Source organism: Thermodesulfatator autotrophicus (assembly GCF_001642325.1).
Lineage (GTDB): Bacteria > Desulfobacterota > Thermodesulfobacteria > Thermodesulfobacteriales > Thermodesulfatatoraceae > Thermodesulfatator > Thermodesulfatator autotrophicus.
Map to the genome: position 1 here is coordinate 1 of NZ_LSFI01000001.1, position 14,102 is coordinate 14,102.

At 43.6% G+C, this 14,102-nt stretch carries 14 protein-coding genes; 6 read left to right on the forward strand and 8 right to left on the reverse strand.

The features are described 5' to 3' along the window. The 6 genes from TH606_RS00005 to TH606_RS00030 form a co-directional block, all read right to left on the reverse strand. Nucleotides 1-244 (reverse strand): hypothetical protein (locus tag TH606_RS00005; protein WP_157627813.1); only part of this gene is annotated, 244 nt, incomplete at its 3' end. Nucleotides 245-910: 666 nt separating this feature from the next. Continuing rightward, nucleotides 911-2,626: a cation:proton antiporter gene (locus TH606_RS00010; RefSeq protein WP_068540328.1), complete on the reverse strand. Its 1,716-nt coding sequence runs from the start codon at nucleotides 2,624-2,626 to the stop codon at nucleotides 911-913. A gap of 220 nt (nucleotides 2,627-2,846) precedes the next feature. Beyond that, nucleotides 2,847-3,338 carry an NYN domain-containing protein gene (locus tag TH606_RS00015; protein WP_068540330.1) on the reverse strand — a complete coding sequence of 164 codons (492 nt, stop codon included), beginning with the start codon at nucleotides 3,336-3,338 and terminating at the stop codon, nucleotides 2,847-2,849. Then, nucleotides 3,338-4,192, reverse strand: coding sequence for a ParB/RepB/Spo0J family partition protein (locus TH606_RS00020; protein ID WP_068540332.1), 855 nt, complete (start codon nucleotides 4,190-4,192; stop codon nucleotides 3,338-3,340). Before TH606_RS00020 ends, TH606_RS00015 begins: the two co-directional genes overlap by 1 nt. Further along, entirely contained in the window at nucleotides 4,179-4,952 is a 774-nt protein-coding gene (locus TH606_RS00025) for a ParA family protein (RefSeq protein ID WP_068540472.1), read from the reverse strand. Before TH606_RS00025 ends, TH606_RS00020 begins: the two co-directional genes overlap by 14 nt. Nucleotides 4,953-4,954: 2 nt before the next feature. Next, entirely contained in the window at nucleotides 4,955-5,713 is a 759-nt protein-coding gene (locus TH606_RS00030) for a 5-formyltetrahydrofolate cyclo-ligase (RefSeq protein WP_068540334.1), read from the reverse strand. 28 nt (nucleotides 5,714-5,741) lie between these two features. Here TH606_RS00030 and TH606_RS00035 point away from each other — a divergent pair, with 28 nt between their 5' ends. The 4 genes from TH606_RS00035 (at nucleotide 5,742) to lpxC (ending at nucleotide 9,156) form a co-directional block, all read left to right on the forward strand. Beyond that, nucleotides 5,742-6,419, forward strand: coding sequence for a septal ring lytic transglycosylase RlpA family protein (locus tag TH606_RS00035; RefSeq protein WP_231887710.1), 678 nt, complete (start codon nucleotides 5,742-5,744; stop codon nucleotides 6,417-6,419). Between the two features lie 50 nt (nucleotides 6,420-6,469). Continuing rightward, nucleotides 6,470-7,216 (forward strand): ribonuclease III, encoded by a 747-nt coding sequence (rnc, locus tag TH606_RS00040; RefSeq protein WP_068540338.1) that lies wholly within the window; start codon nucleotides 6,470-6,472, stop codon nucleotides 7,214-7,216. After that, the gene (gene era, locus TH606_RS00045; protein WP_068540340.1) at nucleotides 7,191-8,114 is read left to right on the forward strand and encodes a GTPase Era; all 924 of its coding nucleotides are present in this window, start codon (nucleotides 7,191-7,193) and stop codon (nucleotides 8,112-8,114) included. Before rnc ends, era begins: the two co-directional genes overlap by 26 nt. Before the next feature lie 133 nt (nucleotides 8,115-8,247). Next, entirely contained in the window at nucleotides 8,248-9,156 is a 909-nt protein-coding gene (lpxC, locus tag TH606_RS00050) for a UDP-3-O-acyl-N-acetylglucosamine deacetylase (RefSeq protein WP_068540342.1), read from the forward strand. A 73-nt stretch (nucleotides 9,157-9,229) separates the two neighbouring features. Here the strand turns inward: lpxC and TH606_RS00055 are convergent, their stop codons facing one another. Together TH606_RS00055 and TH606_RS00060 are read right to left on the reverse strand one after the other, a co-directional pair. Next, complete coding sequence (locus TH606_RS00055; protein WP_068540344.1) at nucleotides 9,230-9,688, reverse strand: 4Fe-4S dicluster domain-containing protein; 459 nt, start codon at nucleotides 9,686-9,688, stop codon at nucleotides 9,230-9,232. Continuing rightward, nucleotides 9,685-11,796 carry a molybdopterin-containing oxidoreductase family protein gene (locus tag TH606_RS00060; protein WP_068540346.1) on the reverse strand — a complete coding sequence of 704 codons (2,112 nt, stop codon included), beginning with the start codon at nucleotides 11,794-11,796 and terminating at the stop codon, nucleotides 9,685-9,687. The genes TH606_RS00055 and TH606_RS00060 overlap by 4 nt, the downstream gene beginning before the upstream one ends. A gap of 430 nt (nucleotides 11,797-12,226) precedes the next feature. Here TH606_RS00060 and TH606_RS00065 point away from each other — a divergent pair, with 430 nt between their 5' ends. Together TH606_RS00065 and thpR are read left to right on the forward strand one after the other, a co-directional pair. Beyond that, on the forward strand, nucleotides 12,227-13,501 hold the full coding sequence (locus TH606_RS00065) for a CinA family nicotinamide mononucleotide deamidase-related protein (RefSeq protein ID WP_068540348.1): 1,275 nt from the start codon (nucleotides 12,227-12,229) through the stop codon (nucleotides 13,499-13,501). Next, nucleotides 13,458-14,030, forward strand: coding sequence for an RNA 2',3'-cyclic phosphodiesterase (gene thpR, locus TH606_RS00070; protein WP_068540350.1), 573 nt, complete (start codon nucleotides 13,458-13,460; stop codon nucleotides 14,028-14,030). The genes TH606_RS00065 and thpR overlap by 44 nt, the downstream gene beginning before the upstream one ends. Nucleotides 14,031-14,102 lie beyond the last annotated feature (72 nt).

The window sequence follows — 14,102 nt, forward strand, 5'->3', positions numbered from 1 at the left end:
CTGCGGACACAGTTGACGAAACACTATGAATTTTAATCCCCAGAGTTTTAAAAATATCTTCAAAAACTTCCTGCCATATTTTTTCAAGAGGAATTATGTGAGGGACCTGGGCTAAAAAAATCTTTTCTTCAGGAGTGAAGTTAAAAGTGTTTACCCAGGAACAGGAAAAACTGTTTTTTTCTATATTGTTAAAGTCATTCAAAAAGAAGTTTTTACTTGCTAAAGGATCTAAGTTCAAAGACATTTTTGCCCCCCAAGGGAATCTAAAACTAAATATCGGAAAGAGAAATTTTAAGATTAAAACTTTTTAAAATCCGGAATTAGCTCAAAAACTGATAAAAGTTTTTTGGGCTCTGGCAAGCTTTTTTGATGCTTACAGGCAAAAATTAGCTTTCACTCTTGTGATAGTTTGTTAAGGCATCTGAGATCGCCACGGCGACTGTATCTCCTCGCGACAGGGATTGCTTCGCTACTTCGTAGCTCGCAATGACAGGGTGGTGAGTAGCTCACCAGATAGGGGTGAGCGGCTTGCAATGATAGAGGGGTAAGTGGCTCGCAAGATAGGGGTGAGTAACTCGCCATGACTCTTCTCCCTGTCACTGCGAGGAGCCTTTCCCTATTATCGTGCGAGAAGTACATTCCCTTATTGTCACTGCGAGGAGATCCCTCGCTCCGCTCGGGACAAGCGAAGCAGTCTCTGAGACTGCCGAGCTGAGATTGCTTCGGCCTCTGACGAGGCCTTGCAATTACAGAAAAATTAGGGCCTCACAATAACTTGGCCGCGTTGTCAATACAAGGGGTGCATTTTCACCTTGTTACTGCGAAAGATTTCTCGGAACAGGCGAAGCAGTCTCTGAAACTAGGGACTATTAATAAAAATATTTTGCATAGGTTTCTGAAAGTAACCACTTTATTTTCCACCTTTAAGCTGCTTATGTCTTTTGCCTCTGGCGGCATCTTCAGAAACGTCACGACTAAATAATGCATAATGTTTTCTGGCAAATTCTTCCAGGTGCTGTTGAATTTCTTCTTCTGGCACCAGATAAAGGCGCATCACCCTGGCAAACATACTCAAGGCCACCACCAGTTCTTCAGGGATTACCTCATCGGCTCCCAGCTCAAGAAAACTCTTCATCTCTGCCGCATAGCGCGTTCTAACCAGGATATAAATATCCGGCTTGATGTGCTTGGCAAGGCCAACAATAACCCGGGCAGACTTACAATCCGGAATAGTAATGGCGAGCACTTTGGCCTTCTCAAGGCCAGCCTGGCGCAAAATGTATTCGTAAGTAGCGTCTCCAAAAATAATAGGCTCTCCTGCCGCCTTTTCGCGCCTAACTGTTTCAGGGTTCATCTCAATAATAACGTAAGGGATACCCACTTTTTTGGCGGCGGTGCGAAGGGCCATGCCAGCTACTCCTAGGCCTACAATAATCATGTGATTAGCCGGCACCAGAGGACAAGCGGTTTCATCTACCGCCTTTGGTAAACGGTGCTTGGCAAAGCTAATAACCAGAGGAGTTAAAAGCATGGTGAGTATAGAAACTGAAGAAAGCAACTGAAACGTATCAAGCTTTATTAGCTCATATTTCAGGGCCTCCTGAGCCAGCACGAAAGAAAATTCTCCAATCTGAAAAAGACTAACTCCCACCAGAAAAGCTATGTGCACGGGATAACGCAAAATATAACGCAATATGCCGAAAATCACGCAGCTTTTTATAAAAAATATGGCCACTGTCCCCCCTAAAATAAGGGGTAGATATTTCGCAAAGAGCCTTACGTCAAAAAACATGCCTACAGAAACAAAGAAAATACAAATAAGCAGGTCTTTAAAAGGCAGAATATTAGCCGTGGCCTGATGGCTGTACGGAGAACGGGCCAAAATAAACCCTGCCAGAAAAGCCCCTAACGAAAGAGAAAGCCCGGCCAAATTAGCCAGCCAGGCTACTAACAAACAAAAGGTAAGAGTGGCCAATAAAAATAACTCCCGACTACGGGTGCGCGCCACGAAGTCCATAAAAAAGCCAAGCACCCAGCGACTTAGCACATAAGCTCCGCCAAAAAGTACAATGGTTTTTACCGTTATGAAAAGGAGGCCCAAATCAGCTTTTAATTCCCCTGCCAGAAAAGGCACCAGTAGCATGAGAGGAACAATGGCCATGTCCTGAAAAAGAAGAATTCCAAGAGAGGCCCGACCATAAGGCGTATCAAGCTCACCTTTTTCTTGAAGAAGAGAAAGAACAATGGCTGTACTGCTTAAGGCCAAATAAGCCCCCAGAAAAAACGAAACCGAAGGCGAAAGTTTAAATATTAAAAAGCCAAGAAAGCCTGTTATTAAGGCCGTAAGAAAAATCTGCAAACTTCCGCCAAGAAGTGCTATTTTTCGTAAACGAGCTAGATGCGCCGGAGAAAACTCAAGACCTATAGTAAAAAGGAGCAAGACCACCCCCAACTCAGCTAAAAAGTGGACCGCCTCTTCGGCTTTTATCAAATGAAGACCATAAGGACCTATCAGGGCCCCGGCAATTATAAAACTGATGATATTGGGTATTTTAAAACGATTGCCAATAAGGCTTGCCACAAAAGCTGAACCCAGAAGAACTATTACGTCATTTAAGAGCACCATATTTCTTCACCTGAACACAATTTTACTAAGCAATTTTGCCATCAAATGAGAACTTAGCCCATACGGACTCGCAGTGAGAGCGTAAAGCGTTATAGCGAGGCCGCTGGCGCAGCCAGGATCTCCTTAAATATAGGTTTTTTTCTTTCACTGGCAACACAAGGAACTGCTCGCACCTGTGAATTAACAATTTCTAATAAAGTGAGGTTGATTTACAAAAATTTTAAAGTTTGGCCAGTTTGGCCAGCCTTTGTCTGGCCTTTTTAGGGAGTTTTTTCCCCGGGATGGGTTCAGGAGAAAGCTTTTCCCCTTTCATTTCTTCGTAAAAAGCAGCTTCCATCTTGGCCAGAAAATCCCGTGAGGTTACAGAAATGGCTCCATAAGTCTCCACATAGCTCCTTATAGCCCGGTCAGAAGTAACAACCACTACCCGTTCTTTTTCCTTAACAGCACGACGTTTTATATAGTCATCAGCAGTTTCCCCCTGGGCCGTAAATATTACGCGTATGCCTTTTATAGAAACTTCACTTCGTGGTTCCGCCCGGTCCCAGGCGTCAAACACCACGGTTATCTTATGGCGCCTTATACGCTGGTATTCCTGAAGCTGTTTAAGAAGGGCCTGGCGGGCTTCTTCTGGATCTTCCTGCATAAGAAAGGCAAGCTCTGGGATCTGATGTAAAAGATTATAGCCGTCTATCAAAAGATGTATAGCCATTAGCCCCTTAGTTTTTCCAGAAAATTTTCAAATTGTTCCGAAGAATGAAATTCTATCACCAGCTTGCCCTTTTGGCCTCCCCAGGAAATCTTCACTTTAGCCCCAATAACTTCCGCCAGTTCCTGCTCAAGGGCCAGGAGATTAGGATCTTTAGGCTTTTCTCTTTTCTTAGTCCTGGCACCGGCTTTAAGCCTTTTGACCAGTTCTTCTGTTTGCCGGACAGAAAGCCCTCGCTTGATTACTTCATCTCTCACGTGTTTAAGCAGGGTTTCATTTTCTGCAAGGCCGAGCAGGGCCCGGGCATGCCCTGCTGAAAGGCGCTCCTCAAAAATGTCTTCCTGAATATAATCTGGCAGCTTTAGCAACCTGAGGGTATTGGCTATAGCTGCTCGACTTTTGCCAACTTTTTGAGCCACTTCTTCTTGAGTCAAGCCAAATTCTTCCATCAAACGCTGGTAGCCCCGGGCCTCTTCAATGGGATTTAGATCCTCTCGCTGTAAGTTTTCAATAAGGGCAAGTTCAAGGGCCTCCTGAGGCGACAACTCCTTTACAATTACCGGCACTTTTTCAAGGCCAGCCAGGCGAGCGGCCTGAAAACGCCTCTCACCTGCTACGATTTCATAAATCCCAGGCGTAATCTCCCGGGCTAAAATTGGCTGAAGAAGGCCCTTTTCTTTTACCGAAGAGGCCAGCTCTTCAAGACCCTTGTCTTTCTGCAAGCGGGGCTGATAAGGCGAAGGCCTCAGGGCCTCTATGGGACACATGAATATCTCTGTAGGGGTATCCAGGAAATCTTCTTCTGGCAGGAGAGCCTCAAGCCCTCGCCCTAAGCCTTTTTCTTTAGACTTTGCCAAGTTTAGCCTCCCTTTTTAGAATTTCCTGCGCAAGTGTCATATAAGCCCTTGCCCCTCGCGAGGAAGGGTCATAAGCAAAAATGGGTTTTCCATGGCTTGGCGCCTCACTAAGGCGCACGTTGCGGGGTATAACTGTTTCAAAAACCGCCCGGCCAAAATGCTTCCTTACCTCGGCCTCTACCTGCCTGGTAAGCTTATTGCGACCATCGTACATGGTAAGGAGAATACCATAAAGATATAGGCGGGGATTAAAGGCCTTTTTGACCTTGCGCACCGTATTAATAAGAAGACTTAAGCCCTCAAGGGCGTAGTACTCACACTGGAGGGGGATAAGCACGCCCTGGGCTGTTACCAGAGCATTTAAAGTAAGAATTCCCAGGGAAGGGGGACAATCTATAATGATGTATCTGTACCGCTCAGCAAGGTTACCAATTACTTGAACCAGAAGCCTTTCCCGCCCTTGTGCGGCGGCAAGCTCCACCTCGCAGCCAATCAAGTCAATGGTTGATGGAAGAACTTCAAGTTTGGGATAGTCCGTCTTGTAAAGGGCCTTTTCGGGAAAAATTCCGTTTAAAAGGATATCGTAAAGATTAGGAGAGACTCCCCTTAGACCTAGCCCACTTGAGGCGTTAGCCTGAGGATCTACATCAACGAGGAGTACCTCCTGGCCAAGAATGGCCAGGGCAGCGGCTAAATTCAGGGCCGTGGTGGTTTTCCCTACTCCGCCTTTTTGGTTGGCTACCGCAATTATTCTAGACATTTTCATTTTGTTTCACGTGAAACATTTTCCCTAGCCCGAAGATATTTTAACACGGGAATCGCTTTTAGCTTGTCTTCAGAAAGAGCCTCCCAGATAATTCTATCAACAAAGCGCTTAGGCCCTTCAGCATAAATAACTTCTTCTGGAGTAGCTATTATATCCACCGAAAAGTCGTGCTCTTCCAAAGGTATTTCTTCTACAACTTGCAAAGGGTGAATCGTGGTTAAAACAGGTGTTTCCGGACTGATTTTAGCAAAATGGGCGAGAATAGCCAGCTCAAGGTCAGCAAACCCACCCCCTTTGCCCAAACGTTTACCGCGGCGAGTTACAGCTACACAGCCGGTAATCACCAGGTCTATTTCTGGCATGTCTTCAGGAGACACAGGTTCTCCGTATTTAAAGGCACCTTTGATAGTTGCCGCTCGCAAAGGATGTACTTTTAACTTTTGCGGATCAAGCCTGAGGAAAGGCTTCTCAGCCTTTAACTTAGGTACGGCCATAAAGATAGTCTTGCCTTCAAAAAGGGCTTTCACCCTTAAGGGTAGCTGGGGGCTATCAGGGTTCGCTTTAATAAAGCGAGCCTTTCTAAAGGCCTCGGTTTCAGCAGCCTTTTCTGCCGCTACCTCTGCTCCTACAAAGTTGGGGATACGACCAAAAGCTCCGGGAAAGCGAGCCACTCCTTTTTCGCTTAAAAGCTCCCAGATTTTTTCGCGCAAAATCTTTTTCTCGTGTTTTATTTTTGCTAAACTTTCTTTTGACATGCGATATCTACTAGCAGTTATTCTCTTTGTGAGTTTTTTGGCTAGTTGCGCTCCACCCCCACAGGTTAGCAAAAAAACATACCCAGGCAAAGTTCCCCCCACGCAAAAACCATATCGTATTGGCGGAAAAGTTTATTATCCCTTACCTTCGGCCCAGGGCTATGTGGAAGTAGGTATAGCTTCCTGGTACGGCCCCGGCTTTCACGGAAAGAAAACCGCCAGCGGCGAGCGTTACAACATGTACGCCTATACCGCGGCCCATAAAGTTTTACCTATGGGCACCAAGGTACTTGTTACCAACCTGGAAAACGGACGGCAGGTAATAGTGCGCATAAATGACCGTGGCCCTTTCGTTAAAGGGCGCATTATTGACCTGAGTTACGCCGCGGCCCGGGCCCTGGGCATGCATCGCAAAGGAACAGCTCTTGTAAGAATTCAGGCCCTGGGAGAAAGTCCCCAAACGCATCTGGTATTCAAAGGGCGTTATTATATCCAAGTGGGATCTTTTGCCAATTACGCCAATGCCGTAAAGTTAAAAGAAAAGCTAAAAAAGAAGTTTCCCATCATAAGAATAGAGCCTTTTTCCAAAAATGGAAAAACTTTTTATCGGGTTCAGGTATTAGCCGCCCAGGACTTACAAAAAGCGCGTATGCTACTTTCTCGTCTTGAGCAAGAATTTCCTCAGGCATTTATTGTAGCTCGTTAAAATCCATAAGGTCCTTGAAACTTTTTTCAGGCTGATTATTCCTTCTTTTCATGGAAGAAAAAGACTTTTTGAGAGAAAATTTAAAAAGGCTTGAAGAACTTTCCCAAAAACTAAATATTCGTCTGAAAAATGAGGCTCTCTTTTTACAGGCCCTCACCCATCGGTCTTTCATCGGGGATAATCCAGACTGGCCTTATGGTGATAACGAACGCTTAGAATTTTTGGGAGACGCCGTACTCGGAGCCATTATCAGCCATCTTTTATATGATCGTTTTGGCAGGAATTATAGAGAGGGAGACCTTTCTAAAATGCGGGCCTGGCTGGTAAACGAAGAGCGCCTGGCACGTATCGCCCAAAAGCTTGAGCTGGAAAAATTGATCTTATTAGGGACAGGCGAAGAAAGGGGCAAAGGGAGGAAAAAACCCTCTATACTTGCCTCGGCTTTTGAGGCCTTAATAGCCGCCATCTATCTTGATCAGGGCTACGATAAGGCCTTTCAGGTGGTAAAGGCTCTTTTCAGTCGCATACTACCACAGGCTGAAAAAGGGCTTTTGGCTGATCATAAGACCTTGTTACAGGAGTTTACACAGGCCTTGTTTAAAAAAACGCCTAAATATATCCTGGTAAAAGAAACTGGCCCGGAGCACGCCAAGAAGTTTTTTATAGAAGTAAAGCTTGAAGATGAAACTTTGGCCAGTGGTAAAGGGCCCTCTAAAAAAGCGGCGGAGCAAGCCGCTGCCAAAAAAGCCTTAAAAATTCTGGAGGAAAAATATGGAAAACACACCCGAAAAAACTGATGAAAACAAGTTCCGTTCAGGCTATGTAGCCCTTATTGGTCTCCCAAATGTGGGGAAATCTACCCTTTTAAATCAACTTCTGGGTTATAAAGTAGCTATCGCTACTCCCAAGCCTCAGACTACCAGGTTTCCCATAAGAGGGATTTTAACCGGAGAAAATTTTCAGATAATTTTTGTTGACACGCCAGGGATTCACGATGCCAAAGACCTTTTTAACAAAATCATGGTAGAACAGGCCCTTAAGGCCATAGAGGAAGTAGATAGTATTGTCTTCATAATTGATGTGAGTAACCGCAACCCCAAAGCAGAAGAAAAAATAGTAGAAATTCTAAGAAAAGCAAACAAACCAACCATACTGGCTTTAAATAAGATAGATTTAATTAAAAAAGGCGAATTGTTACCAATTATTGACTATTTTTCTCAAATTTATCCCTTTAAGGCCATTGTTCCTATCTCAGCTCTAGAACGTGATGGGCTAGAAGAGCTGGTCAAAGAAATAGCTGAAACGCTTCCTGAAGGCCCCATGTATTATGACCCTGAAACCTTAACAGACCAACCCCAGCGGCTTCTGGCAGCAGAAATCATCCGTGAAAAAGTTTTTATGCTTACCAGACAAGAAATTCCTTATGCCACCGCCGTAGTGGTGGAAGAGTTTCACGAAGACCCAGAGCGCAATCTAGTTGTCATTCAAGCCACCATTTATGTAGAAAAAGACTCCCAAAAGGGCATCATTATTGGCAAAGGTGGCCAAATGCTCAAAAAAATAGGAACCCTTGCCCGTGAAGAACTAGAATTTCTATTGGGCAAAAGGGTGCATCTGGATTTGTGGGTCAAAGTCCTTAAAGGATGGCGCAAAGAAGAAAAGTTACTTCGCCGTTTGGGTTTTCCAGGAGTGTAGCTTTTTGGCAACACTGTTCTTTTGTTGTCACACTTCTTTAAAAATTTAACGCCAGCTATATCTTGATTATCCTTGGTTGGGCCTTTGGCACAAAAAATGCATTATCATTATGAAAAAATGCGGGAGTAAAGGCGTGGAGCTTTTTCAACATACCATATTAGAATCATTCAAACTCAGCGGAGAGGGAGTCCTTTCTGGAAAGGAAATTCTTCTTGAGTTTTGCCCGGCGCCACCGAATCACGGAATCGTCTTTGTGCGGGCAGACTTACCTACCCCGGTGTCTATTCCAGTAACACCAGAAACCGCCTTTGCTATAGATGGTGCTTCAGGCGTAGCTCTTGGAAAACATCATATCCTTTACGTAGAACATCTCCTTTCAGCTTTAAATGGCCTGGCTATAGATAACCTTCTTATCAGGGTTTACGGCGAAGAAATTCCCCTTTTTGACGGGTCAGCCAAAGTATTTATTGAAACATTCTTGGCCCTCGGGCGTAAGCCGCAGTGGGCTTTAAGACGATACATTCAAATAGAAGAAGAAATCGTTGTTACCGATGAAAGGGGGCGGGTGGTTATAAGTCCTGCTGAGGGGTTAAAAGTTTCTTGTGAAATAAATTTTCCGCACCCTCTAATCGGAAAGCAAAGTTTTTCTTTAGATGTTTGTCAGGAAAAATATGTTTCCCAGATTTCTTTTGCCCGAACATTTGCTTTTCTTGAAGATATAGTTCGTCTTCGCAAGGCAGGAGTTCTGCGCGGCGGAAGCCTTGATAATGCCATCGTATTAGACGAAGCTCAAATATTAAACCCTGACGGTTTGCGCTTTCCTGACGAATTTGTCCGCCATAAAGTATTAGATGTTATCGGCGATTTATACCTGCTTGGAGCCCCTGTGCTGGCTAAAGTTGAAGCCAAATGCTCTTCCCATAAACTTCACCAGAAAGCAATCCAGGCTGTATGGAATAGCGCTTATGCCTGGCGCTGGTATCCTTCACCAGGGCGGGCTCCAGTCAAGCCAGCCGCTCTCTTACCAGCTTTTGCCGCTTAAGCTTAATAAGAGAAGAAGTAGCGGGAGGTATTTAGGGTGGATTTAAGAAGCGGGGTCTTACCCCGCTTCTTTTTTAGGCTGAAAAAGGTTTTATCTCCACAAATTTTAAGGCCTTAGTAGTGCACTTGCTTACACAGGCCGGACTCAATCCCTGGTCAATTCTGTCTTTACAAAAATCACACTTTACCGCCTTTCCTGTAGCAGGATTAAACTGGGGAACATGCCAGGGGCAGGCACCTGCGCATAACATACAACCGATACATTTTTCTTCTTCAATAAAGACTATGCCGTCCTCCCTTTTTTGCATAGCTCCTGTAGGACAAACTGAAATGCAATAAGGGTCTTCACAGTGATAACAGGAACGAAAATAAAATTCAGTCTTAGGTACACCTTTTATTTTCTTTAAAGGATCATGGGTTATTTCACAGAGTATTGGCCCCACTGGAAGCTTTTTGTTAGTTTTACAATGGACTTCACAAGCATGGCAGCCTATACAACGCTTTGTGTTTAGATAAATCATATAACGGTTCATAGCTCTACTCTCCTTTTAGGGTTACGAGAACTTCGTCTTACAATCACAAAACGCTCACAGAGACAAAGGCCTCCTCCTACTGGGTCCATCCTTTGAAGAAGACCCTCCATCAGCTTTTGGTCAGCAAAGCCAGCATTATAAGCTCGCGTCTGATAAGGAATCTCTCGACCAAATCCATGGACGGTATAAACAACCTCTGGATGAATAAATTCAGTTACATGAGCTTTTCCAGTAAATTTCACTGAATCAGCTATTATATCCACAAGGTCTCCTTCTTTGATACCCAATTTTTGGGCTTCTCGGGCGTTAAGCCAAAGGGTATTTTCAGGCATAAGCTCATGAAGCAGGGGGTTGTTAATAGTATGACTATGGGTATGCACCGGGGACCGACCAAAAATAAGCCTATATTTTCCTTTGGGAGGCCTGCAAGGACTTTCGTATGGTTTAAGAGAAGGAAAACCGGCCTCTTCTAATTTATTGCTTATTATTTCAATTTTTCCGGTAGGCGTTTTGAATTTACCTTCCAGTTTTTCCCGGTCGTATAATACGGGCTTATCAGTTAAAGGAATAAAACCTTTGTCGTTAAAGTCCTCTATACTGAATCCTGTAGGTTCAAGCTGCCATTCCCAAATCTCATCAATGTCTTTAAAAGGAAAAACGTTTTTAAGGCCTAACCTTTCTGTTAAAAGGAGAAAAATCTCCCAGTTTGCTTTGGTATTATAACGGGGTTCAAGAACCCTTTGCCTGAGCCACAAATAGGGCTTAGTTCCCTTTTTTAAGGCTATAGGGGTCTCCCGTTCCAGATAAGTAGATTCAGGAAGAATGATATCACTGTACCAGCCAAATTCACTATAATGTGTGTCAATAGAGACTAGCAGTTCACAGTTATCAAGGGCCTCTTTTTGGGCTTCAGGATCAGGGAAACAGGTAAAAGGGTCATGACGATAACAAATCAAGGCTTTAATCGGATAAGGATCCTCGGTTAACATAGCGTCATAAAAGAGATGAAAAAGGCCTGGTCCCGCATCAAAGTGTTTATATCGCCAGCCCACTCCATCAGCTCTTTTTTCTTCCGGTTTTTTTACTAAAGAAGAAAAGTTACGGGGCCCTTTTTTCTGGCAATCAGCAGCACCTTTAGTAAAAATTTGTCCACCAGGAACTTCAATATTTCCCATAAGCACGTTTAAGATGTGGATAGCACGACTGGTATAAAAAGAATCTCTATAACGGGATAACATCCAACCTCGGTGGAATATCACTTGAGGCTTTTGCTGGGCAATTTCAGATACAAATTCTTTGATATTCTTAGCTTTTATGCCACATTCTTTAGCCGCCCACTCAGCAGTGTAAGGTTCTATAAACTTCTTTAGTTCTTCAAATCCCAGCACATATTTTTCAATAAATTCAGCATCATAGGCATTCTGGTTGATTATTTCGTTTATCATTCCCAGACAGAGGGCATAATCGGTTCCCGGGTTAATCATAAAAAAGCGGTGAGCTTTGATACCAGTTAGTGTTTGACGGCAGTCAATATAGGTAAGTCTTCCTCCTTTTTCCATCATATCTAAAACCTGATTTACTTCCGCCACTCCCAAAGAAGCCAAAATATTTCGGCCAAACAAAATCAAATGTTTAGTATTCTTTATATCCAAGGCAAAGCCTTTTCTTCCTACACCATATACAGAGAGACTTGCATGATGAATATTACGGCCGCAAGCACTATCATGGTTGGTATAGTTGGGAGACCCCAGAGCAAAACAGAAAGCTTTCCACATGTCCTGCCAGGGACCTCCCCTGGTGCTAACCATTATTGAACGAGCACCGTACTTGGAAATTATGTTTTCCAGTTTAGTGGCTAGATAGTCTATGGCTGTCTCCCAAGAAACCGGATCCCATTTCCCTGATCCTCTAGGACCTTTACGAATTAACGGTGTTTGAGGTTTTTCGCTATCCTTTACCAGGGCTTCCCCTGCAGCTCCCCGAGCGCAGAGAGAGCCGCCTAATAAATAAGGATTTCCTTCTATCCATTTTATTTCATTATTGTCAACCTCAACTTTTATAGGACATCTAACCGTACACATGCCACAAATACTCCAAACCGTTCTCATTAATTCCCTCCAGATATTAATGCTTATTGAGCAATAATAGTGTTTATTAAAACTGAAAACAAAAAACAATTGCCCAAGAAATACACATAGATTACTAAATAAATTCTAAAACCAGACTAGATGAAAATTTTTCTTAAAAAGCCCTCTAAATCTCTTAATAAGAGAAAGTTTTCTCTTTCACAAAAACGTGCTAGACAAAAATTCACAAAAGAAAAGATAAACTAAAAGTGTTTATCGTAAAAAAACTCTAATAATCATTATCAAACTCTCAACAGTTACTTACTGGAACAGTGCACAAGTTATGACAAATAAAGCAATAATTAGATTGAGAAAAATCTAAAGTTCTGGAAAACTGGAAAGGTTTATAACCCTAAAAAGACAAAAGCTTTTAATCTTTGCGAGATATCTGTCTTTATGCTAAAAAATTGACATGGCAGGGGCAATTCTAGCTATAGGGAATGAACTGGTAGAAGGCCGCATTTTAAATCGCACCAGTTTCTGGGCAGCCAGGCAGCTTTTATTCAGAGGCTATGAAATCAAAGAAATTAATACCATTCCCGACGAACCTGCCCTCATAGAACATTACGTCAAAGATTTTCTCAACCGTTATGACTTCCTCATTGTAAGCGGAGGCCTTGGCCCCACCAGCGATGACCTTACCAACGCCGCGGTAGCCAGAGCTCTTGACCGCCAGATAATTAGATTCAAAGAGATGGAAAAACGCATCAGAGAGCGAGAAAAAGCCTACGGCCTTCCAGAAAACCCCCTGCGCCTTAAAATGGCCGACTTACCAGAAGGGGCCGAACTGCTTACAGACAAACATCCTATGGCTGGTTACTTTTTGAAACTAAAAGAAAAGCTCCTCTTTTGCCTGCCAGGAGTGCCAGAGGAATTTGAGTTTTTACTTAAAGAAAAGGTAATCCCCCTTCTAGAAAAATTTTTACCACTTAAAGGCATCTTTTTGTTTAAGCTCTTTAAACTCTTTGGTTTGAATGAGGCTGAAGTAAATCTTGCCCTGGAAGGGCTTGAAAGGCAATGGAAAAACGTCTCCATTGGTTACTATCCTTGCACCCCGGAAATACACGTCTCTTTGCGTATAAAGGGCTCCCAAAAAGAAGAAGCAGAAAAACTTCTTGATAAAGTTTCACAAAAAATCAAAGAACTATTTGGGCCCTATATTTTTGGAGAAAATGAAGACCTACTTGAAGGCGTAATAGGGAAGCTCCTTTTAGAACGAAAGGAAACTTTAGCGCTGGCAGAATCCTGCACCGGTGGTTTGGTGGCCTCTCGCATAACCCGTATTCCAGGTTCTTCGGCTTATTTTGAGAGGGGAGTAGTTTCTTATTCTAATGAGGCCAAAATAGAAATTCTTGGAGTTCCTGAAGAAGACATTAAAACCTTTGGTGCAGTAAGTGAGCCGGTGGCTAAGGCTATGGCTGAAGGAGTTAAAAAGCTTGCCAAAACTACTTATGGCATAGGAATAACTGGCATAGCCGGCCCAACCGGTGGCACTAAGGACAAACCTGTAGGCACTGTGTGGATAGGGTTTTCATGTAAAGATGGCACAGTGGCCCAGTGTTTCCTCTTTCCAGGAAACCGCCACACTGTGCAGGATTACGCGGCAAGCACTGCTCTTGACTGGCTAAGACGTTATTTGCGTTATGGCACGCTTATTCCTGGCTATCAGTTTACCTGCAAACATTAAAGAACAGCTCAAGGGTATTCAGGAAGACCTGGCCCAAAGCCGGGCCCAGGTGCGCTGGGTGCGGCCTGAGGGCATTCATCTCACTATCAAGTTTCTGGGCGAAGTTCCAGAAGAAAAAATAAGCGAAATAATTAGCCAGATAGAAAAAGTCCTCCAAAAACTTAAACCAGGTAAGTTACATTTTAAAATTAAAGGCCTTGGAGTTTTCCCAAATCCACGTTCTCCCCGGGTAGTATGGGCAGGCCTTGAAGGAGATCTTGCCACACTTGCCAGGCTAAAACGACAAATTGAAGAAGCCTTTGTCCCCTTGGGTTTTCCTATGGAAACTCGTGCCTTTGTGCCTCACCTTACTCTTGGGAGAATAAAATCCTCTAAAAGACGCCAGGCCTTGATGGAAAAAATTAACACCTACCAGGAAAAAGAATGGTCTCTACCAGAACCAATAGAAGTAGAAGAACTGGTGCTATACGAAAGCAAGCTCCATCCAGAAGGAGCCATTTACATTCCCCGTAAACGCTTTCCATTGTAAATGGCCTAAAGCTGATAGTAATTGCCCATTTTAAAGGGCCAAAGCTGCAATTGACTTTGAGTTGCAAAAAGA

Excerpts from the sequence above, each read along its gene's own strand:
- TH606_RS00010 (WP_068540328.1), bottom strand. The coding sequence starts at position 2,626 with ATGGTGCTCTTAAATGACGTAATAGTTCTTCTGGGTTCAGCTTTTGTG.
- TH606_RS00015 (WP_068540330.1), bottom strand. The coding sequence starts at position 3,338 with ATGGCTATACATCTTTTGATAGACGGCTATAATCTTTTACATCAGATC.
- TH606_RS00025 (WP_068540472.1), bottom strand. The coding sequence starts at position 4,952 with ATGTCTAGAATAATTGCGGTAGCCAACCAAAAAGGCGGAGTAGGGAAA.
- TH606_RS00030 (WP_068540334.1), bottom strand. The coding sequence starts at position 5,713 with ATGTCAAAAGAAAGTTTAGCAAAAATAAAACACGAGAAAAAGATTTTG.
- rnc (WP_068540338.1), top strand. The coding sequence starts at position 6,470 with ATGGAAGAAAAAGACTTTTTGAGAGAAAATTTAAAAAGGCTTGAAGAA.
- era (WP_068540340.1), top strand. The coding sequence starts at position 7,191 with ATGGAAAACACACCCGAAAAAACTGATGAAAACAAGTTCCGTTCAGGC.
- TH606_RS00055 (WP_068540344.1), bottom strand. The coding sequence starts at position 9,688 with ATGAACCGTTATATGATTTATCTAAACACAAAGCGTTGTATAGGCTGC.
- TH606_RS00060 (WP_068540346.1), bottom strand. The coding sequence starts at position 11,796 with ATGAGAACGGTTTGGAGTATTTGTGGCATGTGTACGGTTAGATGTCCT.
- TH606_RS00065 (WP_068540348.1), top strand. The coding sequence starts at position 12,227 with ATGGCAGGGGCAATTCTAGCTATAGGGAATGAACTGGTAGAAGGCCGC.
- thpR (WP_068540350.1), top strand. The coding sequence starts at position 13,458 with ATGGCACGCTTATTCCTGGCTATCAGTTTACCTGCAAACATTAAAGAA.